This is a genomic window from Pantoea sp. JV6 (assembly GCF_025910055.1).
In the GTDB taxonomy this organism is placed as follows: Bacteria; Pseudomonadota; Gammaproteobacteria; order Enterobacterales; family Enterobacteriaceae; genus Pantoea; species Pantoea agglomerans.
In genome coordinates this window covers 299,418-320,550 of record NZ_JAPCIM010000004.1, presented here as the reverse complement: position 1 = coordinate 320,550, position 21,133 = coordinate 299,418, and the positions used below count along the sequence as shown (strand labels likewise).

Genomic DNA, 21,133 nt, shown 5'->3' with positions numbered 1-21,133 from the left:
GCAAAAAACATTTAACCGGATGACTTCCCCTGACCCCTGTTTTAGGTGATAGTAACGCCGCTTTACATTAATAATTCTCATTATCATTTGTGCGGGTTTTTACAATGAAAAAATGGTTTTTAGCGCTGGGGCTGCTCACGCTGGCAGGGACGGCTTCGGCCAAATTGATTACCGATGTCGCAGGCCGTCAGGTCGAGGTGCCGCAGGAGGCAAAACGCATCATTCTGGGTGAGGGCCGTCAGATGTATCTGCTGGCGGCATTTGAACCCGATGCCCCGTTTAAACGGGTGATTGGCTGGCGTGACGACTTCCCGAAAGCGGACTGGGACGGTTATCAGGCTTACGAAAAACGCTATCCGGAAATTAAAAAATTACCGACCTTTGGCGGGGCGAAAGATGGCACTTTCAACGTCGAGCAGGCGTTAACCCTGAAGCCCGATCTGGTGCTGATGAATCTGGAATCCAAAGCCGCCACCGATGAAGGCAAACTGATTGAAAAACTGCAGGCAGTAGGCGTGCCGGTGGTGTTTATCGATTTCCGCGAAGCGCCGATGGTGAATGCGGAGAAAAGTATCCGCATCATGGGCGAACTGGTGAACAAACCGGCGCGTGCCCAGGAAATTATCACCTTCCGCCAGCAGCAGATTGACCTTGTCACCTCGCGTCTGAAGAACTTTACCGGCTACCGCCCGAAAGTGATGATTGACCGCGCAGGCGGCTACAGCGACGAGTGCTGCATGTCGTTTGGCAATGAGAACTTTGGTCAGATGGTCGAGATCGCGGGCGGTCGTAACATCGCTAAAGATCTGATCCCTGGCACCTTCGGCACCGTTAACCCGGAACAGATTATCGCCAGCCAGCCGGATGTGGTGGTGGTGACCGGCGCTAACTGGAAGAATTACAACACCGTGGGCAAATGGGTCGGCGTCGGTCCGGGTGCCAATGTCACCGAGGCTACCGCGCGTCTTAAGGGGCTGATGATGCGCGATGCTTTTAAAACCCTGCCGGTGGCGCACAACGGCAATGTCCACGCCATCTGGCATCAGTTCTACGACAGCCCTTACCAGTTTGTGGCTATCCAGGCGCTGGCGAAATGGCTGCATCCCGATCTGTTTGCCGATCTGGATCCGGACGCCACCTTCCGCACGTTCCACGAGAAGTTCCTGCCGCTGCCTTATCAGCCAGGATACTGGGTCACTTTACCCGCTGATAAACCCTGACAGACCGGCGATGACAGGGACGTCATCCGCCTGATTTGCAATTCCTCCTGAATAAACCCTCTGTTTCTCTTCAGATTTACTAATCTTTTACAGGCGCGGAGTCAGTTGCTCTGAGCAGCGCGACGTCTGACGCGGTCCGCATTCACGTTAAAAATGGAGAGAAACATGCGCAATACCCTGGGAAGATCGGCCTTTGCCGTGACGCTGTACGCTCTGCTGGAGCCGGTGCCGCTGGGCTTTTTTGTCGCGGCCTGGCTGTTCGATATTCTCTATAGCCAGACCTTTGTGTTGTTCTGGACGGATGCCGCAGGCTGGCTGATTGCGCTGGGACTGATACTGGCGATTGTGCCGCGACTCATCGCGCTGGTTTATCTGTTCCGCGGCAGTGACAGTGCGGAAAAGAGTCATTTCTGGCTCTGGCTGGTGGCGATTGTGATCGCTATCGTCAATGCGTTTATTCACAGCCGTGATGCCGCCGCTGTCATCCCGCTGGGCGTGACGCTTTCGACGCTGGTGGTAGCGCTGCTGCTGCTGGCGAATGTGCAACTTGCGTTACGTCAGCGTAGCGCTTAAGGAGGAGCCACCATGAAGATACCGCATAAAACGTTGCTCGCGCTTACCCTGACAGCACTGCTGGCAGGCTGTGATGATGGTGCGCTTGTCGATCCGCAAAAGCAGATCGGACCGAATCCTGAACTGCCGCAGGCACAGAACTTCTTTATGCCGCCGATGCAGGTGCCGGAAGGCACGCCGTGGAAAGCGGGCGAAATGCCAAAAGTGGCTGACGGGCTGAAAATCGAAAAGATCGCTGACAATCTGCAGCATCCGCGTCAGGTTTATGTGCTGCCGAATAACGATGTGCTGGTGGCGGAATCCAACGGCCCGGCCAAACCCACCACCCGGCCTAAACAGCTGATTATGGGCATTGTGCAGAAAGCGTCAGGTAAGGGCGGCGCTGGCGGCAACCGGATTACGCTGCTGCGCAACGTCAATGGCAAATGGGAGCAGCACCGCTTTATTGAGAATCTGCACTCGCCGTTTGGTATGCAGCTGATTGGCAATACCCTTTACGTCGCGAATGCTGACAGCCTGGTGAAGTTCCCCTATCGCGAAGGGGAGACGGAGATCCGCACCGCGCCTGAAGAGGTGACGGAACTGCCGGGCGGGCCGATTAACCACCACTGGACTAAAGCGCTGTTGGCCAGCCCCGATGGCAGCAAGCTCTATGTGGGTGTCGGCTCCAACAGTAACGTCACCGAGAACGGCATTGGCGCAGAGTATCGCCGCGCCGCAGTGCTGGAAGTGGACGCGGCCAGCGGTGCCAGCCGGATCTACGCCAGCGGATTGCGCAATCCGACCGGTTTACAGTGGGAACCGCAGAGCGGAAAACTGTGGGCCATCGTCAACGAGCGTGATGAAATCGGCTCCGATCTGGTGCCAGACTACATGACCTCAGTGCAGGACAAAGGCTTCTATGGCTGGCCCTACAGCTACTTTGGTCAGCATGTGGATACCCGTGCCGAACCGCAGCGTCCCGATCTGGTTGAGAAAGCGATTAAGCCTGATTATGCCCTGAGTTCGCATGTCGCTCCGCTGGGGCTGCTGTTCTACGGCGCAGATAACATGCCGCAATACCAGGGCGGTGCGTTTATCAGTGAACATGGCAGCTGGAACCGTACGCCGCTGAATGGCTACAAAGTGGTGTGGGTGAAATTTGAAAACGGCAAGCCAGTGGGTCAGCCGCAGACGGTGGTCTCGGGCTTCCTGACGGACGACGAAAAGCAGGTGCGTGGATTACCGGTCGGTCTGGCCAGCGACAAACAGGGCGGTGTCCTGATTGCTGACGATGCGGGTAATACCGTGTGGCGAATCAGCGCCGCAAAGTAAGCATTGCGCTGCTTTTTTAAGCAGAAAGCAGGCATAAAAAAAGGATTTGGCATTTCGCCAAATCCTTTATTTTTTGTTCGCTACCCGGCTGGTAACCGCGCTGCGAACGAGGTGCTCAGCACTCTCCACAAACAAGATTGTAAAATGTGCGGCTAAGGATTTCAAGTTTCGCCAAAATGCTGTATGTTTATACAGGTGTTGAGTGTTGAGCATCGCCTCATTGTCGACTGGCCGCTCCCAGGGGCACGGTTTTAAAATCCCGGCAGGCATCAGGTGGTGCTGGCCTGTGGCTTTAACCATGAGTGCCGCTCAGCTCTCTCCACAAAGATGTGCTTAGGCGCCCGGCGGGTAGAGTCAAAGCCCTGGTTGCCGAACAGCGCGCTCCTGTAAAAGGAGAAGGAAAGTGATGGAACTGACTAAGCTGATTCTGGATCTTATCCGGGTCATCTTGCAGATCATCGTTGCCCTTATGCAACTGACCGGTCACGCAGGTTAACCGGAACTTGAAACAAGGCGGAGCTAACCACTCCGCCTTTTTTCTTTGTCAATTCTCTGTCATCGGAGGCGGGTAAGGTGGTGCGGCAAAGCACGCCGCCGGGGCGCTGTTTATCCAGACCGGGAGTTTTATGTCCATTGCCGCCGTTATGCCCGCCCGATTAGCGCACACCTGGATTGATGAGAGTGTGAAGATGCGCGAAACCACTGTGGGTCAGCAGTGTGAGATCCTGGCGCACAGCACGCTGGAGTATAGCGAGCTGGGTGACTTCTCCTATGTCGGCGAACACTGCTGCCTGGCCGATACGCAGGTGGGGCGCTTCTGCGCCATTGCTAATCAGGTGCGCATTGGCGCGCCGAATCATCCTATGGACCGCGCCTCCCAGCATCGCTTTACCTACTGCCCGGAGTATTACCACCCCGACGCCCGACGCGATCAGGGTTTCTTTTCCGCCCGTCGCGCCGATCGGGTGATAATCGGTCACGATGTGTGGATAGGTCACGGCGTAATTGTGCTGCCTGGCGTCACCATTGGTGATGGTGCGGTGCTGGCTGCGGGTGCAGTCGTGACGAAAAACGTCGCGCCCTACAGCGTCGTGGGCGGTGTTCCGGCCAGGCCACTGCGGGTGCGCTTTACACCGGCTATCGCCGCCCGTCTCCAGCGCATTGCCTGGTGGAACTGGCCCCTGGAGAAACTGCTGGCGAATCTGCCCGATTTTCAGCACGGTGACATCGAAGCGTTCTGCCAGCGGCACGGTGCATAGCCACCCCACGGCGCCGTCAGCCGGTTTGTACGCCGAAATAGCGCACAACCCGCTGGCCATAGAGCCCGACGGCCAGTCCGGCGATGATCAGCAGCAGCGCGGCGATTTTCTGAGGTGAAACTGTTTCGCCAAATATCGCCACTGAACCCAGGATGCCGAACACCGGTACCAGCAGCGACAGTGGCGCGACCGTTGAAACCGGATAGTGTTTCAGCAGCCAGTTCCACACCCAGTAGCCCAGCAGGGTATTGGGATAGACCTGAAACAGTATCGACAACACCGCCTTCACATCCAGCTGGGTGAAGAGTGCGTGATAGCCCGCGCTGCCATTGACCAGCCCGTCCAGCAGGAAGAGCGGAATGGGTGCAAAGGCGCTCGACCAGACCAGAAAAGCAAAAACCTGCCGGGTGCCCGCTTTTTTATTGATGATATTCGCAATACTCCATGCGACCGCGCCTGCCAGCACCAGCAGCATGCCGGAAAACGTCACCGAACCATCGGTAATGAAAAAAATGCTCAGCAGACCGGCGCAGGCCAGCGCACAACCGGCGATCTGATAGCGGCTGAGACGCTCTTTAAATACCCAGCCACCGAGCAGCAGCGTGAAGAAGGCGCTGAACTGCAGCAGCAGCGAGGCGATGCCCGCCGACAGTCCGGTTTTAATCCCCAGATTCACCAGACCCCACAGGCCAATCCCGAAGACCAGGCCATAGCTGATCAGGTAGCGCCACGGCACGTCCGGTTTCTTAATAAAGAACAACGCTGGCAGGGCGCAGAGCGTAAAGCGGATACCTGCCAGGATAAACGGGTCGACCGCCTGCAGGCCGAGCTTGATAACTGAAAAGTTAACCCCCCAGATGGCGGTGATCATGACGGCGAGCAGCAGATGCGTTAATTTCATGAGTGACGAACTCCGGACCAGCAGAGAAAGGCAGAGGCACTGACCGCTGCACCGGCATAGCAGACAGCCTGCCATCCCCAGTGCGTATAAAGCTGAGTGGCGGCGATGGCCCCCAGCGCACTGCCCAGCGAGTAAAAGCACATATAGGCACCCACCAGACGACTTGCCGCCTCGGGTCGGGCGCCCACGATCAGGCTCTGATTAATCACATGTACCGTCTGGACGGCGAAATCGAGCAGGATCACCCCGAAAATCAGCAACAGTAACGAGGTGTGAAGCGCGGCTATCGGCAGCCAGGAGAAGGTCAGCAACGCCAGGGCTAAGCCGGTGGCACGCTGCCCCAGGCCCAGGTCAGCCCATGCGCCTGCTCTGGAGGCCGCCAGCGCACCGGCAATTCCGGCCAGGCCGAACATCCCGGTCTGGGTGTGTGACAGTGACAGGGCGGTAAGTGGCAGTACCATCGAAGACCAGAGCATACTGAAGGCTGCAAAAATCAGCAGCGCCAGGATCCCTCGTCTGCGCAGCTGCGGTTCCGTGAGGAAGAGACGGAAAACAGACAATAAGAGGTGAGGATAAGACGTGCGCCGCGTCTGACCTGCTGTGGCGGGCAGCACTTTCGCCAGGATGAGCGAGATCAGGAGTAACAGGCAGGCAGCCGTCAGATAGACCGCCCGCCAGCCCGCCAGGTCAGCAATCATTCCGGAAACAAACCGCGCCAGCAGGATGCCGATCACGATGCCGCTGGTTACGCTGCCTACCACCTGTCCGCGCTGTTCTGGTGATGCCAGCATGGCGGCCCACGCCACCATTAGCTGCGTGACCACCGCCATTAATCCCACCAGCAGCATTGCGCAGAGCAGCGTCATCAGGTCTGGCGCAACCGCAGCAGTGATTAACGCCACTACGGAAAGCAGCAACTGGGTAATCACCAGTTTTTTGCGGTTCACGCAGTCGCCCAGCGGCACCAGAAAGATCAGCCCGAGGGCGTAGCCGCTCTGCGTGGCCGTTACCACTGTGCCAATGGTACCAGGGGAAACCTGCAGGCTGGCGGCTATCGATTCCAGCAGAGGCTGTGCCGAGTAAACATTGGCGACCGCCAGCGCAGAGGTGAGTGAAAACAAAAAGATCATCCGGGACGAGAGCACCGGGATCGCGGCTGGGGGCGAATCGGCTTCAGGATCACGCGCCTTGCCAATCGTACAGGTCATGTTGCTTTCCTTTCTGGTTTTTATTTGAAACTGGATTGGCGATATCTTTAACCGGGCTGGTTTTTTTTTGCAACTTCTTTTCGGAGTGGCTAAACTGCCATCATGAGACAGGCAGCGTGAGAGAAGAGCATGGCTAAGCAGGAATCCCTGAGAACCAGCGAGTGTCCGGTCGCCAGAACCCTGGAGTCGATAGGTGAGCGCTGGTGCATGATGATCGTGCGTGAAGCCTTTGATGACGTCCGCAGATTCAGTGACTTCCAGCGGAATTTGGGGCTGGCGAAAAATATCCTGGCGTCACGCCTGAAGCAGCTGGTGGAGATAGGGGTGTTTGAGATTGCGCCGGCCTCAGACGGCAGCGCCTACAGCGAATATGTCCTGACCGAAAGAGGCCGTTCGCTGTTTCCGGTTGTGGTCGCAATGCGCCAGTGGGGCGAGCGTTACCTGTTTGAGAAGGGCGAAACCCACTCCGTGCTGCTGGATAATGCGGAAGGAAAGCCGCTGCCACGCCTGGAGGTTATCTCCTCACAGGGGCAAAAACTGGAACCGGCCGACTGTCATCGTCAGCGGGTAGTGGCTGAAGGGTAACCGTCAGGGTATTTTCTCCTCTGCACACTCTGAAACTGACAGGCCTGACATCGCACGCGTTACCCGATCATCGCTATTGTCTGTGGCGGTGATCGAACAAAATACCTCACTCCCGTTTTACGCCCCGCCATAAGGGCGTTATCCCCGGAAACAGGTCCCCGCGCTTCCTCATCCTTTCCTGCCCCGCATCATGACAGGCCTGTCGATATCATCACATTTTCCAATGACCGGTTGCCTTGTAACTTCCCGATGCGCATGACAATATCTCTGCTTGTATAGACATGTACTCTCAACCCTGGATTGGGCAAATCACGCTTTCAGTCAACACGTCTCTCACTGTTCCAGCGAGGAATCTATGTCGGTCAAATCATCTGTATCAGATTATTCAGGCTCAGAGAAACAGGGCCTGTCAGAAACCCGCTCCATTGATTACATCCCGCTGGGTGAACGTCATGGTCATCCCTTTAACCAGTTCACGCTCTGGTTTGGTGGCAATCTGCAAATCACGGCTATTGTCACGGGTGCGCTGGCCGTGGTGCTGGGTGGAGACGTCGTGTGGTCTCTTATCGGCTTACTGGTGGGGCAGATTCTGGGTGCAGCGATCATGTCTTTGCATGCGATCCAGGGTCCGCGCCTGGGTTTACCGCAGATGATCACCAGCCGTATGCAGTTTGGCGTGTTTGGTGCTGTTATTCCTCTGGTGCTGGTGTGCATTATGTATGTGGGATTTTCAGCCAGCGGGACAGTATTAGCCGGGCAGGCGCTGGCTAAACTTATCCATGTCAGTCATTCAACCGGGATGATCCTGTTCAGCACCCTCATCGTGATCATTGCGGTGCTGGGCTATCGCGTGATTCATCAACTGGGCAAGCTGGCGAGCGTCATTGGCGTTTTAGCCTTTGCTTATCTGTTTATCACGCTGTTCTCTGCGCATGACTTATCAGTCGTGTGGCAGAATCAGCACTTTACCCCGGCAAATTTCCTGCTGGCGGTCTCCCTGTCTTCATCCTGGCAAATTGCCTTCTGTCCTTATGTCTCTGACTATTCACGCTATCTGCCAGCTGATGTCTCTGCGAAGAAACTCTTCAGTTCAGTCTTTTTTGGCACCGTACTTGGCACGCAGGCTTCAATGACGCTGGGGGTGATTGTCGCTGCCATTGCCGGAAGTGCGTTTGCAGGCAATGAGGTCGGTTACATCGTGAGCATGGGTAGCACGGCGACCATGGCCATGGTGATTTATTTCGCCATTTGCTTTGGAAAAATCACGTTTACCACGCTGAACGCCTACGGCAGTTTTATGTCACTGACCACCATTGTCTCTGGCTTCCGGCAGAAAACCACGCTGAGTCGGGGTGGGCGCATTCTGTTCGTGGTGCTTATGGTTACGCTGGCCTGTGTCATTGCTCTGCTCAGTGAACCGGCCTTTCTGAAATCCTTCACCCACTTCCTGCTGTTTCTGCTGGCTTTCTTTGTGCCGTGGAGCGCGATCAGCCTGACCGATTTCTATCTGATCACCAGGGGCAGGGTTGATGTCCCGGCACTGTCGCAGCCGGACGGGCGCTATGGACGCTGGAACCTGGCCGGTATTACCGTCTATTTTCTGGGCGTGCTGGTGCAACTGCCGTTTATCGATAATCCGCTGCACCATGGATCGCTAACCTGGATTTTTGCCGGTAATGATGTCTCGTGGATCATCGGATGGTTTGCGACGGCACTGTTATGGCTGATCGCCAGCCGCTGGGATCGTCGGGGCATCCCCGAACAGTCAATTTATCCCGCCCAATAACAAGGTCAGGCCGCCTGAGCGGCTGCCTTTCAGGGAGTGTCACTCTTCGCGGGTGTGTGATCACCCGCGTGTCAGGAAATCCTCTTTTAAGATCAGGCGGCAGAAACGTCCGCTGCGCCGGTCTGCGCCTCGGCCACCAGCGGCTTCTCCGGTTGCAGTAGTGTCATTGCCAGCATACTGCCAAAGGCGATCAGTGCGGTGACGGTAAACATCGCGTTATAGCCGTAATATTCCGCCAGCCAGCCGCAGAGCATCGGAGAGATAATCGCTGCCAGATTGGCTATCGCCAGCGTCATGCCACTATAGGTACCCACCGACGCTTTAGGGGTGACATCAATCACCACCGACCAGTAGACATTGTTTACCAGTGCATTCAGCGCATTGCCCAGGGTCATCAGTGCAATAATCCCGGCAGCCGACTGCACATAGGGGATCGCCATAAAGCAGCAGGCGGTGCCGCACAGCGTGACGGCGGCAAACAGATTGCGCGCCAGACGCAGATTACGGAAGCGAGCCAGCAGGGCATCGGCAATGCGACCGCCCAGCAGCACCGTAATACAGGCGCCGCTCCACGGGATCATCGCGACGTACCACAGTGAGTGCAGGTCGTAATGGAAATTATCCTGCAGATATTTCGGCATCCAGGTCACCAGGGTAAAGGTGATGTAGAGGAATGAGAAGTAGCCCAGCGCGTTGCAGACCAGGGTGCGGCTGGTAAAGAAGCGCCACCAGGGCAGTGGTACGCTGTCGCCCGCGCTGCGGCGCTGACCGGTCTGGATAAGCTGACGTTCTGCGGCATTGGTATGTGGACTTTTCTCCGGGCTGTCGCTGAAGGTGCGGGCAAACAGCGCCATCGCCAGCAGGGAGAAAACACCGAGCAGGATAAACATCATGCGCCAGTCATGGGTCAGCAGCAGCAGGCCCACCGCAATCGGGGCGGTCAGCAGCGCGCCAACCTGGGTCGAGAGCAGGCCGATGCCCAGCGCAAAGCCGCGCTCATTATCGGGTGCCCAGTGAGCAATCGCCTTGTTCATCAGCGCATAGGCCGGGCCTTCGGAAAAACCAAACATGATGCGAAGGGCAGCAAAGCCCATAATGGCGGATCCGCCAAACAGCGCCATGCCCAGTTCCCCCGCCCAGGCGGTGGCGATCTCCAGCAGCGACCAGAGTACGCCTGCCAGCAGCCAGACTTTTTTCGTGCCGATACGGTCGGCAAGAAAGCCGCCACACAGCGAACCAAACAGATAGCCAAAGCCAAAGTAGCCCAGCACTGCACCGAGCTGGACTTTGCTGAAGTGATACTCCGCCGCAATGGCGTTGGCCGCAAACGACAGGGCGCCGCGATCGATATAGTTGATCAGGGCGATCAGGAACAGCAGTGAAAATATGGTGTAACGGTAACGGCTGGTTGTCATCTCACTTCTCCTGATTGAATGTCTCAGGAGAGCAGAAGCAAAATTGATGCCGGAAAAGGCATTTATCCGGCAAACAGCGGACAAGCACAGGGTACGGGCCGCTGAGTCCGCCCCGAATAGGGTTAACTGATCCCGCTAATAATTCGCCTGCGCTTCAATGCGGTGCAGCCGCTGCCTGTCGGTGGTGAGGCTCAGGCGGCGTTATGATGGTTGGGGCTGACGTGTGGCAGCGGGATAACCACGGCTTCCGTGACTGCTTCTGTATCAGCCGTCCCGACCTGGGGTATTTCGCCAACGTGTTGTAAAATCTGCTGCTGATAAGTCGCATCTGCCACCGTAGTCTGTTCACTCAGCAGTACGCCCGCCTCATTGACGTTTTTTCCGTCCACTTTTATTTTACTGGTGGCACTGGCCAGCATCCACTCATATTCAATATCGACGTGGCCGCTATCAATACAGCGGATACCGTGCTGACTTAAATCATATGCCAGCACGGTTGCGGTCGGCCCTAATGAAATCAAGACCAGGTCAAAGTTGACGGCATTCTTTAAAATGGTATCAAACAGACGATCATAGACGGAAAAGGCATTACGGTTCAGCGTCGTAATACGTTTCACTTCGCTGGCTCCCTCCAGTAAATCATTGCCTAATCCCAGACGCGTGCCGCTGCCTTCCACAATTAATACCCGGCGGCCCTGATAGAGCTGTTTAAACTTATCAAATATCGTCCGGGATAATTGCTTGCCTTTATAATCGTGATAGGGACGGGTCACCGAGGTATTTCCATACTGGTACTGTTTATTCAGCAGAGCCTCATAATATTTAAAATAAAATGATTTATGGAAGAACCAGAACAGGGCCGACCCGCTCCGCATATTACGGGTGGTACGAAAGGCATCCGGCAGACAGATCAGACAGTTCGGATTGGCCCCTGAATCCTGCTGCAGCAAGGCTTTGAGCCGTGCAGAGAGATTCGGGTCAAATGGCTGGAAACCGATATTTTTATACCAGGTCATTTCCAGTTCACCGTCGCCATAACGGGCCAGGGATAATTGTGGGTTACGTAATAACAGATCGACAGTCTCTTCTATCGACATGACGGAATAACGCTTTAGCCGTGCCTGCGCGGCAGGATAGCGAATGGCAGCATTAAGAAACTTAAAAGGGAAACGAAACTTGCGATAAATAGCATGAAGTGCGGTCATAGTTAACCTGCCTGGTTTATTGCTGCCAGAAAAATCCCGCCTGCTGGCCGGATAAACGAATATAAGAGAGCTGATATATATCACAGATAAAATAATCGTCATGCTGCGGAATATCTGAAATCGTTTTCATCGGCAAAATGCCTTTGTTCATTAATCTATTTCCTGAGTGTTATTTTTCAGGAAAATAATAAAAAACGCGTTCAGGCTGGCACAATTAAATCATTTAAACAGCAGCGACACCGCACCAGCGTTGATGAAGCCGCCAATAATAACAGCAGGGCAGTAACATTCCCGATTTCAGCAATAAGAGTTATTTCAGAGCAGAGTTAATAAACCATTATGATTATTTGACTCCGAAAAACTTTCGTCGGGCACACTTTAGCTGGCGTTACAGAAGGGCGGCTTGTCTGTTAATTAATCGCCTTTGAACAAAAGGTGCGGTCGTTAGCAGCCTATGGTTAATTTTTTGTGATGGATATCCCGTAATCAGCCCTTCAGAAAGTAAAAAAAGCGGCCTGACCGCATTAACAGGTGACATTTATAATAAATATTTCTAATGATTAACGCTTATACACGTTTTTACATATTTCGTGCGTAAGTTAAAATCTCGTTGAATTTATGTTTCCAGCTTAACCTTTCAATTGCCGCTAATGACCCGAGGATGGATCATGATCAATAAAATAACCAGTATAATCATGGTGATATTTGCTATCGCCCTGATTTACATGGGAGGACAACTCCTGCTTGCAGGAGGCAGCGCGTTCTATGCGCTGATGGGCGTGGGCGTTCTGCTCAGCGCGATTCTGCTGTTGATGAACAAACGCAGTGCGCTGACGCTTTATGCGCTGCTGATGTGGATCACTCTGTTCTGGACTATCTGGGAAGTGGGCTTCGACAAATGGCAGTGGATCCCGCGCGGCGACCTGTTTGGCGTGCTGGGTCTCTGGCTGGCGCTGCCGTGGGTGGTGCGTCCGCTCTATCAGGGGCAGCGTCGTTTCCATCCTTTCCTCGGGGGTTCCGTCGTCCTGATGGTGCTGCTGGTCATCGGTCTCTGCTTCTACGATCCGCTGCCGCAGCAGGGCGCCATTAATACGCCGCGCAACGCCTCTGCGACCGGCGGTGCCGCTGAAGAGTGGAGCGCCTATGGCGGAACCACAGATGGCCAGCGCTTCTCGGCGCTGAAGCAGATCACTAAAGATAACGTGAAAGATCTTGAAGTGGCCTGGACCTATCACACCGGCGACCTGCGTCAGGGTGATGATGCGACCGAATACACCTTTGAAGCGACACCGCTGAAAGCCAACGGCATGCTCTACTTCTGTACGCCGCACAACGAAGTCCATGCCCTCGACCCGGAAACCGGTGCGGTGAAGTGGAAAACGACGCCGGATAAAAACCGCTCTTATCTGCAGCAGCACCAGACCTGTCGTGGCGTGAGTTACTTCGATGCCGGTCAGCAGGCGCAGCAGCAGACGGGCACATCGCCGGCCATCTGCCGCAAGCGTATTTTCAATGCGACCACCGATGCCCGCCTGCTGGCGCTGGATGCCGATACCGGTAAAGCCTGTGCTGACTTTGGTGACAACGGTGTGGTGAATCTGCGCGCCAACATGGGCGAGGTGCGTCCGCACGCGCTGATGCAGACTGCCGCGCCACTGGTGGCGGGCAACCTGGTGATTGTCGGCGGTTCGGTGATGGATAACGGCTTCAACAGCGGTAACCCATCAGGTGTGATCCGTGCCTATGATGCCGTCAGCGGTCGTCTGGTGTGGAACTTCGATCCGGCTAACCCGGATAACACCGCACCGGTCGCTGAAGGGGCAACCTATCCGCAGGATACCCCGGTCGCCTGGGCCACCCTGAGCGCCGATCTGAAAAACGGCCTGGTCTATGTGCCGTTTGGTAACGCCTCGCCGGATGAAGTGGGACTTGAACGCGATCCCGCCAGCAACACTGAAAAATTCCGTGATGCGCTGGTAGCACTGGATCTGAAAACTGGTGCGTTCAAATGGCGTTATCAGAGTTCGAACCATGACCTCTGGGATCGCGATAACCCGTCACAGCCGTCGCTGGTGGACATCAACTATCAGGGCAAACCGCAACCGGCGGTGATCCTGCCGACCAAAACCGGCAACCTGTTTGTGCTGAACCGCCTGACCGGCGAACCGGTTTATCCGGTAGAGCAGGTTAAGGTCTCCACGGATGGCATTAAAGGCGAGCAGTATGCGGCGACCCAGCCGGTCTCCAGCCTGAACTTCATTCCGCAGCCGCTGACTGAGAAGTCAATGTGGGGCATTACGCCGTTTGACCAGATGGCCTGCCGCACCACGTTCCGTGAGCTGCGCTATGACGGTAACCCGTGGACGCCACCAACGGAGAAAGGCTCGCTGATCTTCCCGGGCAACATCGGGGTGTTTAACTGGGGTTCAGTAGCGGTTGATCCACAGCGTCAGATGCTGATTGCGGCACCGGTACGCCTGGCTTACAAATACAACCTCATCAGACGCACGCCGGAAACCGAAACCCAGCGTACCTTCACCAAAGATGGTACGCCGTACTGGAATGAAAACTTCCACGGTGACTACGCTATCCACATCCAGCAGATGGCGTCGGGTCTGGGTATTCCCTGCATCGCGCCACCGTGGGGACGGATGGTCGGTGTGGATCTGACCACCGGCAAAACCGAATGGCTGCGTCGCGTCGGCACCACCAAAAACCTCAAGACCAGCTTCCTGCCTGGCCGCTTCCCGCTCGGTTTCCCGATGGGCATGGTGGCGCACGGCGGACCGCTGCTGACGGCGGGTGATCTGGTGTTCCATGGCGCAACGGCAGATAACTTCTTCCGTGCTTACGACAGCACCACCGGCGAACTGCTGTGGCAGACTGAACTGAGTGCCGGAGCGCAGGCCACGCCATCCACCTTTATGGGCAAAGATGGCAAGCAGTATGTGGTGATTGCCGCGGGCGGCCACGGCTCGCTCGGTACCACGGCGGGCGACAGCGTTGTCGCTTTCCGTCTGAAGTGATTTTTTAAAAAACCGACCCGCTGAGCGCCGCCCTGGCGCTCAGCTTTTTTTGCGCTTCTGCCTGTCAGATCTCACGCACGGCTTCGCGCGACAACCTGTTGTATTTCATCTCAATTCTTTCATCTCCGCATTCACAGCATCTGATAACGCATCGAAACCATTTCGTGACAGCGCTCCCGCTTTAACGATTTCTCCTGCCTGACAGACTTGCGCATTAAGCCGCGAGGCGTAGATTAATATATGACTTCACAATTAATCGTGAATACGAAAAGTACTTCACAATACGCACTCTGAAGGATTGATGCTCATGTCGGAACTGAAATTTGCTACCCGTCTTAACTCTTTCGCCTCGGGGGCGCACCTCTACTGGCCCGATCAGCAGGGCAAGCCCTCTGTGCTGCAGATGGTTGCCCGTGCAGGCAGGGTCAAAGGCTTAACGCATCTCGACCTCAACTTTCCGCAACATCTCACCAGCGATATTCCCACACTGCGCCAGGCGATCAGTGATGCGGGTCTGGCCGTCAACGGTATGCAGATGCGCTGGGACGCGCCGCAGTTCAAAATCGGCGCGTTCACGCATCCCGACGCGAAAGTGCGTCGCGAAGCGATTGAGCTGACCAAGCGCGGCATTGACGCGGGTCGGGAATTTGGTTCACGGCTGATGACGCTGTGGATGGGGCAGGACGGTTTCGATTACTGCTTCCAGGCGGACTATAAGAAGATCTGGGAGGATGCGGTCAGCGCCGTGCGTGAAGTGGCGGAGTATGCACCGGACGTTGACGTCAGCATCGAATATAAACCCAATGAGCCACGCGCCTACAGCATCTTTCCCAACGCCACCACCTGTCTGCTAGCCGTGGAAGAGGCGGGCTGCGCCAACCTGGGGATCACCCTGGATTTTGCTCATGTACTGTTTGCCAATGAGATCCCGGCTTACGCCGCCGCCATGGTGGCGCGCCGCTCACGGCTGCTGGGGCTGGACCTTAATGACGGCTGGGGCAAGCGTGATGACGGCCTGATGGTCGGCTCAGTTAACCCACGCGCCACGCTGGAGTTTCTCTGGCAGATGCAGCGTGATGGCTACCGTGGTGCCTACTACTTCGATACCTTCCCGGATGCCAGCGGTCTTGACCCGATCCGTGAGGCAGAAAGCAATATTGCGACCGTGACCCGTCTGCTGAGGCTGTGTGACCAGCTGCACGACAACGCGGCGTTACTGGCGGCCATCGGGCGTCAGGATGCGGTGGCCTCTCAGCAGATCGTCAATGACATCATGCTGGCGCGCTGACAGCCGATTAATCATAAAAACATCACACTTCTACCCAACACCCTGAGAATAAAATATGAAAAAACGCCTGCTTGCTCTTATCGCCTCCTCACTGCTCTGCAGCACGGTTTATGCGGCAGAACTGGCACCGCTGCAATCCGATACCGAACCGGATCGCACCGACTGGACCCAGCTCGACACCAAATATGGCGCACTGCCAAAAGTCGATAAGTCGCTGAAGATTGGCGGGGTATCGAAAACCCTGACCAATGAGTACTGGCGCTCACTCGGCCAGGGCTACCAGAACGCGGCGAAAAAGTATGGTTTCACTGTCGCTTATCAGGCGGCGGCCAATGAAGACGATCAGCTCGGTCAGCTCTCCATTGCGGAAACCCTGATCTCGCAGGGCTTTAACGGCCTGCTGGTTTCGCCGCAGACCGATATCAACCTGGAGCCTGCACTGGAGAGTGCCAACAGTAAAAATATCCCGGTGGTGAACGTTAATGATGCGGTAATGCCGAATGCGCGCTACTACGTCGGCAACGTCCAGAAAGACAATGGCGTGCGGGTGGCGAAATGGTTTATTCAGCACCATCCGCAGGGCGGCAAAGTGGCGGTGATTGAAGGGCAGCCAGGGGTTTATGCCGCCGGACAGCGCACCCGTGGCTTTAAAGAGACGCTGGACAGCGCCGGGAAGTTCACCATCGTGGCCAGCGTGCCCGCTAACTGGAGTCGCGAGCAGGCCTTTAACGCCGCATCGACCATTCTGCAGCAGCATCCTGATTTGATCGGCTTCTACGCCAACAACGACACCATGGCGCTGGGCGTGGTGGAGGCGGTACGCGCGCAGAACAAAGCATCACAGGTGGCCATCTTTGGCACTGACGGTATTTCCGATGCCTACGCCTCGATTAAGCGCGGCGAGCTGACCGGCACGGTCGACAGTTTCCCGGTGCTGACCGGTGAAGTGGCGATGGACGTCATTATCCGTCTGATCAACGGACAGAAACTGTCGCGCGTTGTCTCGACACCTCAGGCGCTGATCACAAAAGAGAATGTTGAGGCGTTCTCAACCAAAGACAACAACCGGTTGCGTCAGCTGCTGGCTCAACAATAGGTCAGCGGGAGCGGGTATGGAACAGTTTCGCTTAATGATGCGTGGCATCAGCAAAAGTTACGGTAACGCCGCCGCACTGCAGGATGTCGATTTCTCAGTGCGGCCCGGCGAGGTGCACGCGCTGATTGGGGAAAATGGCGCGGGTAAGTCGACGCTGCTGAATATCCTCTCCGGCGTTCGCGGCGCGGACAGCGGAGAGATCAGCGTCAATGGAAACCGGGTGCAGATCCGCAGTCCGCTCAGCGCCCGTCAGGCCGGGATCGCGATGATCCACCAGGAGTTACAGCATGTGCCTGAGCTTTCCGTGGCGCAGAACATGTTTCTGGGTCGCCCGCTGACCCGCGCCGGGGGCTGGTGGGTGGATAAAAAGGCCCAGCTGGCGCGGGCAACCCTGATTCTGAAGACGCTGGATCCCACTATCGATCCCGATACGCCGATCAGGAACCTCAAGGTATCGCAGCAGCAGATCGTTGAGATTGCCCGGGCGCTGCTGGATGACGCCAAAATCATCGCCATGGATGAGCCGACCTCCAGCCTGACGCCACGCGAATTTGACCGGCTGGCAGAGCTGATTGGCGATCTGAAGTCGACCGGCGTCTCGCTGATCTATGTTTCGCACAAGATGAATGAGATTTTCCGGGTGTGCGACCGCGCCACCATTATGCGTGACGGAAAGCAGGTGGGGGTGGTCAGCATCAGTGATGAGGATGAGGAGAGCATCGTCGCCAAAATGGTCGGACGGAAGATCGACAAGCTTGACCATCAGGCGTTTGTCACCGATCGCGAAGTGCTGCGGGTAGAGGATCTGACGCGTGGCAATGAGGTGGTGGCGGCAAACTTCAGCGTTCGTGCGGGCGAAGTGCTGGGCATTGCCGGACTGGTCGGCGCGGGGCGCACCGAACTGCTGAAGCTGATTGCCGGTATCGACAGGCGCACCCGTGGCACGGTGAGCGTCAACGGTGCCGCGGTGAAGAACCACAACGTGCGTGCGGCGATCAAGGCGGGCATTGGCCTGGTACCAGAAGACCGCAAAAAAGAGGGCATTATCAAAGAGCGGGCGGTGAAGATGAATATGGCGCTGCCGTCGATGCACCGCTTCACGTCGGCGGGGCTGATGAACCAGGCCCGGCTGGACCGCGAGGCGCTGAGGGTCATGGGAGACCTGAAACTGCGCCCGCTCGACATTGAGAAAACCATCGGCACGCTGAGCGGCGGCAATCAGCAAAAAGTGATCATCGGCCGCTGGGTTGCGGCGGATGCCAATGTGTTTCTGTTTGATGAGCCGACGCGCGGTATCGATATTGGTGCCAAGTCTGAAATCTATCACCTGATTGAAAAACTGGCCCAGGCGGGCAAAGCCATTGTGGTGGTGTCGTCAGAAATGACCGAGATCATGCGCATCTCCGATCGGGTTCTGGTGATGCGCGAGGGCCGGATAACCAAAGAGTTAACCGGCAGCGCGATCACCGAAGAGAACATTGCCCGTTATGCCATCAAAGATATCGACCAGACCGCCTGACCGCTTACCTGACACTATTTAAGGTTATAACTATGACAACTCAGACATCTACCGGGCCGGGTACCCGACCTGCGCTGCGGCTTAAATTTAATCTGCGTGATGCCGGTACCTTAATTGGCTTACTGATTATCGTGGTGACATTTTCGTTTCTGTCGCCGGTCTTTTTCACCCTGCCTAATCTGCTGAATATTCTGCAGCAGTCCTCAATCAACGCCCTGATTGCACTGGGCATGACGCTGGTGATTATCTCCGGCGGGATTGACCTCTCGGTCGGTCCCACGGCGGCGCTCTCTGCGGTGCTGGGTGCAACCCTGATGGCATCGGGCGTGCCGGTGCCGCTGGCGATCCTCGCGACGCTGGGTGTGGGCGCGATGTGCGGGCTGTTCAGCGGCACGCTGATCGCCTATGCCGGGCTGCAGCCGTTTATTGTCACGCTGGGCGGCCTGTCGCTGTTCCGGGCGATTGCGCTGATCTACACCGGCGGCAATCCCATCTTTGGTATTCCGCTGGAATTTCGCAGCCTGATCAACAGTACGCTTTTCGGTATCCCCACGCCGATTGTGATTGTGGCGGTGATTGCGCTGCTGCTGTGGACGGTGATGAATAAGACCCCACTGGGGGAATATATTCTGGCGATTGGCGGCAATGAAGAGGCGGCGCGGGTCGCAGGTGTACCGGTTAAGCGCACCAAGGTCACGGTCTATATCTTCTCCGGCCTGCTTGCCTCACTGGCCTCGCTGATTCTGATTGGTCGTCTGGGGGCTGCCGAACCGACCATCGGCAACCTGTGGGAACTGGATGCGATTGCGGCGGCGGCCATTGGCGGTGCGTCGTTAATGGGCGGCAAGGGCAGTATCTTCGGGACGCTGATCGGCGTGGTTATCCTCGGTGCATTACGTAATGGCTTGACCTTACTGAACATTCAGGCCTTTTACCAATTGCTCGCTACCGGCCTTATTATTATCATAGCGATGTTGATTGACCGGGCGACCCGAGGCAAGTAATGAAGCAAGATCCGCGAGCCATTGGCGCTCAGATTCGTATGCGTTTGCCCCAGCTGACGCCGTTAGAACGTCGGGTAGCTGAGGCGATAATTGCCCGAACCGACATTACCGAGCAATCCTCATTAAAGGAGATTGCGCGGGAGAATAATGTCTCTGAAGCGATGATCGTTAAGATTACCAAAAAACTTAACTTCACCGGCTTCAGGCATTTCAGAAGTGGCCTGATCTATTACAACCAGTCTGAAGTGGCAGGGCTGCATGCGGAAATTGAGCCGGATGATTCGTCGGAGCAGTTGCTGGCCAAAGTTTTCAGAACCTCTATCCAGGCGATTGAAGAGACCTTATCGATTCTGGATGTTTCTGAATTCAATCGTGCGGCGGACATTATCTTTAAAGCGCGTCATATCGATCTCTACGCCGTGGGCGGTTCTGCCGCCGTGGCGCGGGACCTGTCACACAAGATGCTGAAGATTGGCATCAAGTCGACTGCCTATGACGACGCCCACATCATGCTGATGTCAGCCGCCGTGTTATCTGATGACGATGTGGTTATCGCCATCAGCCATTCGGGTGCTACGCGCGCGGTGAACGATCCGGTCAGACTGGCGGGGAGGAATGGCGCGAAAGTTATCGCCATTACCAACTACGCCGAATCCCCGATCGCGAAGAGTGCGCATGTGGTCCTCAATTCAACCTCTCAGGGATCGCATCTGCTGGGTGAAAACGCCGCGTCACGCATCGCCCAGCTCAATATTCTGGATGCGCTGTTTGTCGCTATCGCCAAGAAAGATCTGAAGCGGGCGGAGAAGAACCTGATGAAAACCCAGCATGCGGTTCAGGATCTGCGGGAATTCTAGCTATGAGCAAAATTGCAGTCACCGGCAGTCTTCACTACGACATTATGCTGGATGCACACCATCGCCCGGAAAAAGGCGAAACGGTGATGGGCAGCGCCTGTCACTATAAGTTTGGTGGCAAGGGGGGTAATCAGGCCGTCGCAGCGGCACGTGCGGGTGCCGCAGTGCGCTTCGCCGGTTCAGTGGGGCGCGATCAGCAGGGGCAATTCCTGCTGGATCATCTGCAGCAGGCCGGGGTCGATTGCACCGCCGTCAGCATCATTGATGCGCTTCCCTCCGGGATGAGCGTGGCGATTACCGATGCCGAAGGAGATTACGGTGCTGTGGTGGTCTCCAATGCTAATCAGCAGATCCCGCTGGAGACCTTTGAGCAACCCGGCTTCTGGCAGGAGGTGTCGCTGCTGGTGCTGCAAAATGAAGTCCCTGAAGCGGTGAACCTCTGTGCGGCCCGGGCAGCACAGCAGCGGGGGATTACGGTCTGCGTCAATGCCGCGCCCGCCCGGCCGTTGTCAGCCGCGTTTGAAAACTGTATCGATCTGCTGGTGGTGAACGCCATTGAAGCGCGCGATATGTGCGGGATTAGCGTGCAGGATCTGACGTCGGCGCGCTCAGCGGCAGAATCGCTGGCCAGCCGGTTTGCCAGAGTGGTGGTTACCGCTGGTGAACATGGTGTGGCTTACAGCGAGGCGGGAGAGACGCATACACTGGCGGCTCAGAAGGTGACACTGGTGAGCACCCACGGTGCCGGGGATTGTTTTGTCGGCGTGTTGTGTCAGCGCCTGAGTAGCGGGGTAACGCTGGCAGAAGCGGTGAGTGCGGCAAATCGTGCAGCTGCCGAACACGTTTCCCGGCAGCCGCACTGATTAATGGCGTGCCA

18 protein-coding genes are annotated in these 21,133 nt (G+C 56.2%); 13 read left to right on the top strand and 5 right to left on the bottom strand.

Annotated features, from left to right (window positions below):
- Nucleotides 1–104 precede the first annotated feature (104 nt).
- The 4 genes from OK412_RS08320 to OK412_RS08305 all read left to right on the top strand — a co-directional run bounded on the left by OK412_RS08320 (nt 105) and on the right by OK412_RS08305 (nt 4,366).
- Nucleotides 105–1,220 carry an ABC transporter substrate-binding protein gene (locus OK412_RS08320; protein WP_033771754.1) on the top strand — a complete coding sequence of 372 codons (1,116 nt, stop codon included), beginning with the start codon at nt 105–107 and terminating at the stop codon, nt 1,218–1,220.
- Between the two features lie 165 nt (nt 1,221–1,385).
- The gene (locus OK412_RS08315; RefSeq protein WP_010244987.1) at nt 1,386–1,793 is read left to right on the top strand and encodes a hypothetical protein; all 408 of its coding nucleotides are present in this window, start codon (nt 1,386–1,388) and stop codon (nt 1,791–1,793) included.
- Nucleotides 1,794–1,805: 12 nt separating this feature from the next.
- A complete protein-coding gene (locus tag OK412_RS08310; protein ID WP_010670132.1) occupies nt 1,806–3,107 on the top strand; it encodes a PQQ-dependent sugar dehydrogenase in 1,302 nt (433 codons plus the stop codon).
- A gap of 626 nt (nt 3,108–3,733) precedes the next feature.
- Nucleotides 3,734–4,366: a DapH/DapD/GlmU-related protein gene (locus tag OK412_RS08305; protein ID WP_010244979.1), complete on the top strand. Its 633-nt coding sequence runs from the start codon at nt 3,734–3,736 to the stop codon at nt 4,364–4,366.
- A gap of 16 nt (nt 4,367–4,382) precedes the next feature.
- On the opposite strand, the gene OK412_RS08300 is transcribed toward OK412_RS08305, so the two are convergent.
- Nucleotides 4,383–5,267 carry an EamA family transporter gene (locus OK412_RS08300; protein ID WP_010244976.1) on the bottom strand — a complete coding sequence of 295 codons (885 nt, stop codon included), beginning with the start codon at nt 5,265–5,267 and terminating at the stop codon, nt 4,383–4,385.
- On the bottom strand, nt 5,264–6,475 hold the full coding sequence (locus tag OK412_RS08295) for an MFS transporter (RefSeq protein WP_264353025.1): 1,212 nt from the start codon (nt 6,473–6,475) through the stop codon (nt 5,264–5,266). Before OK412_RS08295 ends, OK412_RS08300 begins: the two co-directional genes overlap by 4 nt.
- 129 nt (nt 6,476–6,604) lie before the next feature.
- Here OK412_RS08295 and OK412_RS08290 point away from each other — a divergent pair, with 129 nt between their 5' ends.
- Both OK412_RS08290 and OK412_RS08285 read left to right on the top strand, forming a co-directional pair.
- Nucleotides 6,605–7,060, top strand: a complete 456-nt coding sequence (locus OK412_RS08290; protein ID WP_033767222.1) for a winged helix-turn-helix transcriptional regulator — start codon at nt 6,605–6,607, stop codon at nt 7,058–7,060.
- Between the two features lie 355 nt (nt 7,061–7,415).
- Nucleotides 7,416–8,846 (top strand): purine-cytosine permease family protein, encoded by a 1,431-nt coding sequence (locus OK412_RS08285; RefSeq protein ID WP_264353024.1) that lies wholly within the window; start codon nt 7,416–7,418, stop codon nt 8,844–8,846.
- Between the two features lie 92 nt (nt 8,847–8,938).
- Here the strand turns inward: OK412_RS08285 and OK412_RS08280 are convergent, their stop codons facing one another.
- From OK412_RS08280 to OK412_RS08270, 3 genes are all read right to left on the bottom strand, one after another.
- On the bottom strand, nt 8,939–10,261 hold the full coding sequence (locus tag OK412_RS08280) for an MFS transporter (protein ID WP_010670137.1): 1,323 nt from the start codon (nt 10,259–10,261) through the stop codon (nt 8,939–8,941).
- A gap of 191 nt (nt 10,262–10,452) precedes the next feature.
- Nucleotides 10,453–11,466: a GT-D fold domain-containing glycosyltransferase gene (locus tag OK412_RS08275; protein ID WP_264353023.1), complete on the bottom strand. Its 1,014-nt coding sequence runs from the start codon at nt 11,464–11,466 to the stop codon at nt 10,453–10,455.
- Between the two features lie 16 nt (nt 11,467–11,482).
- Entirely contained in the window at nt 11,483–11,617 is a 135-nt protein-coding gene (locus tag OK412_RS08270; protein ID WP_264353022.1) for a hypothetical protein, read from the bottom strand.
- Between the two features lie 517 nt (nt 11,618–12,134).
- Here OK412_RS08270 and OK412_RS08265 point away from each other — a divergent pair.
- The 7 genes from OK412_RS08265 to OK412_RS08235 all read left to right on the top strand — a co-directional run bounded on the left by OK412_RS08265 (nt 12,135) and on the right by OK412_RS08235 (nt 21,119).
- Entirely contained in the window at nt 12,135–14,492 is a 2,358-nt protein-coding gene (locus OK412_RS08265) for a membrane-bound PQQ-dependent dehydrogenase, glucose/quinate/shikimate family (protein WP_158131702.1), read from the top strand.
- Between the two features lie 307 nt (nt 14,493–14,799).
- Nucleotides 14,800–15,780 (top strand): TIM barrel protein, encoded by a 981-nt coding sequence (locus OK412_RS08260; RefSeq protein WP_109650355.1) that lies wholly within the window; start codon nt 14,800–14,802, stop codon nt 15,778–15,780.
- A 55-nt stretch (nt 15,781–15,835) separates the two neighbouring features.
- Nucleotides 15,836–16,876: a substrate-binding domain-containing protein gene (locus OK412_RS08255; protein WP_031592324.1), complete on the top strand. Its 1,041-nt coding sequence runs from the start codon at nt 15,836–15,838 to the stop codon at nt 16,874–16,876.
- Nucleotides 16,877–16,892: 16 nt separating this feature from the next.
- A complete protein-coding gene (locus tag OK412_RS08250) occupies nt 16,893–18,395 on the top strand; it encodes a sugar ABC transporter ATP-binding protein (RefSeq protein WP_263054018.1) in 1,503 nt (500 codons plus the stop codon).
- Between the two features lie 32 nt (nt 18,396–18,427).
- Nucleotides 18,428–19,399 carry an ABC transporter permease gene (locus OK412_RS08245; protein WP_010244946.1) on the top strand — a complete coding sequence of 324 codons (972 nt, stop codon included), beginning with the start codon at nt 18,428–18,430 and terminating at the stop codon, nt 19,397–19,399.
- On the top strand, nt 19,399–20,256 hold the full coding sequence (locus OK412_RS08240) for a MurR/RpiR family transcriptional regulator (protein WP_010244943.1): 858 nt from the start codon (nt 19,399–19,401) through the stop codon (nt 20,254–20,256). The genes OK412_RS08245 and OK412_RS08240 overlap by 1 nt, the downstream gene beginning before the upstream one ends.
- 2 nt (nt 20,257–20,258) lie before the next feature.
- Nucleotides 20,259–21,119, top strand: coding sequence for a PfkB family carbohydrate kinase (locus tag OK412_RS08235; protein WP_124889969.1), 861 nt, complete (start codon nt 20,259–20,261; stop codon nt 21,117–21,119).
- Nucleotides 21,120–21,133 lie beyond the last annotated feature (14 nt).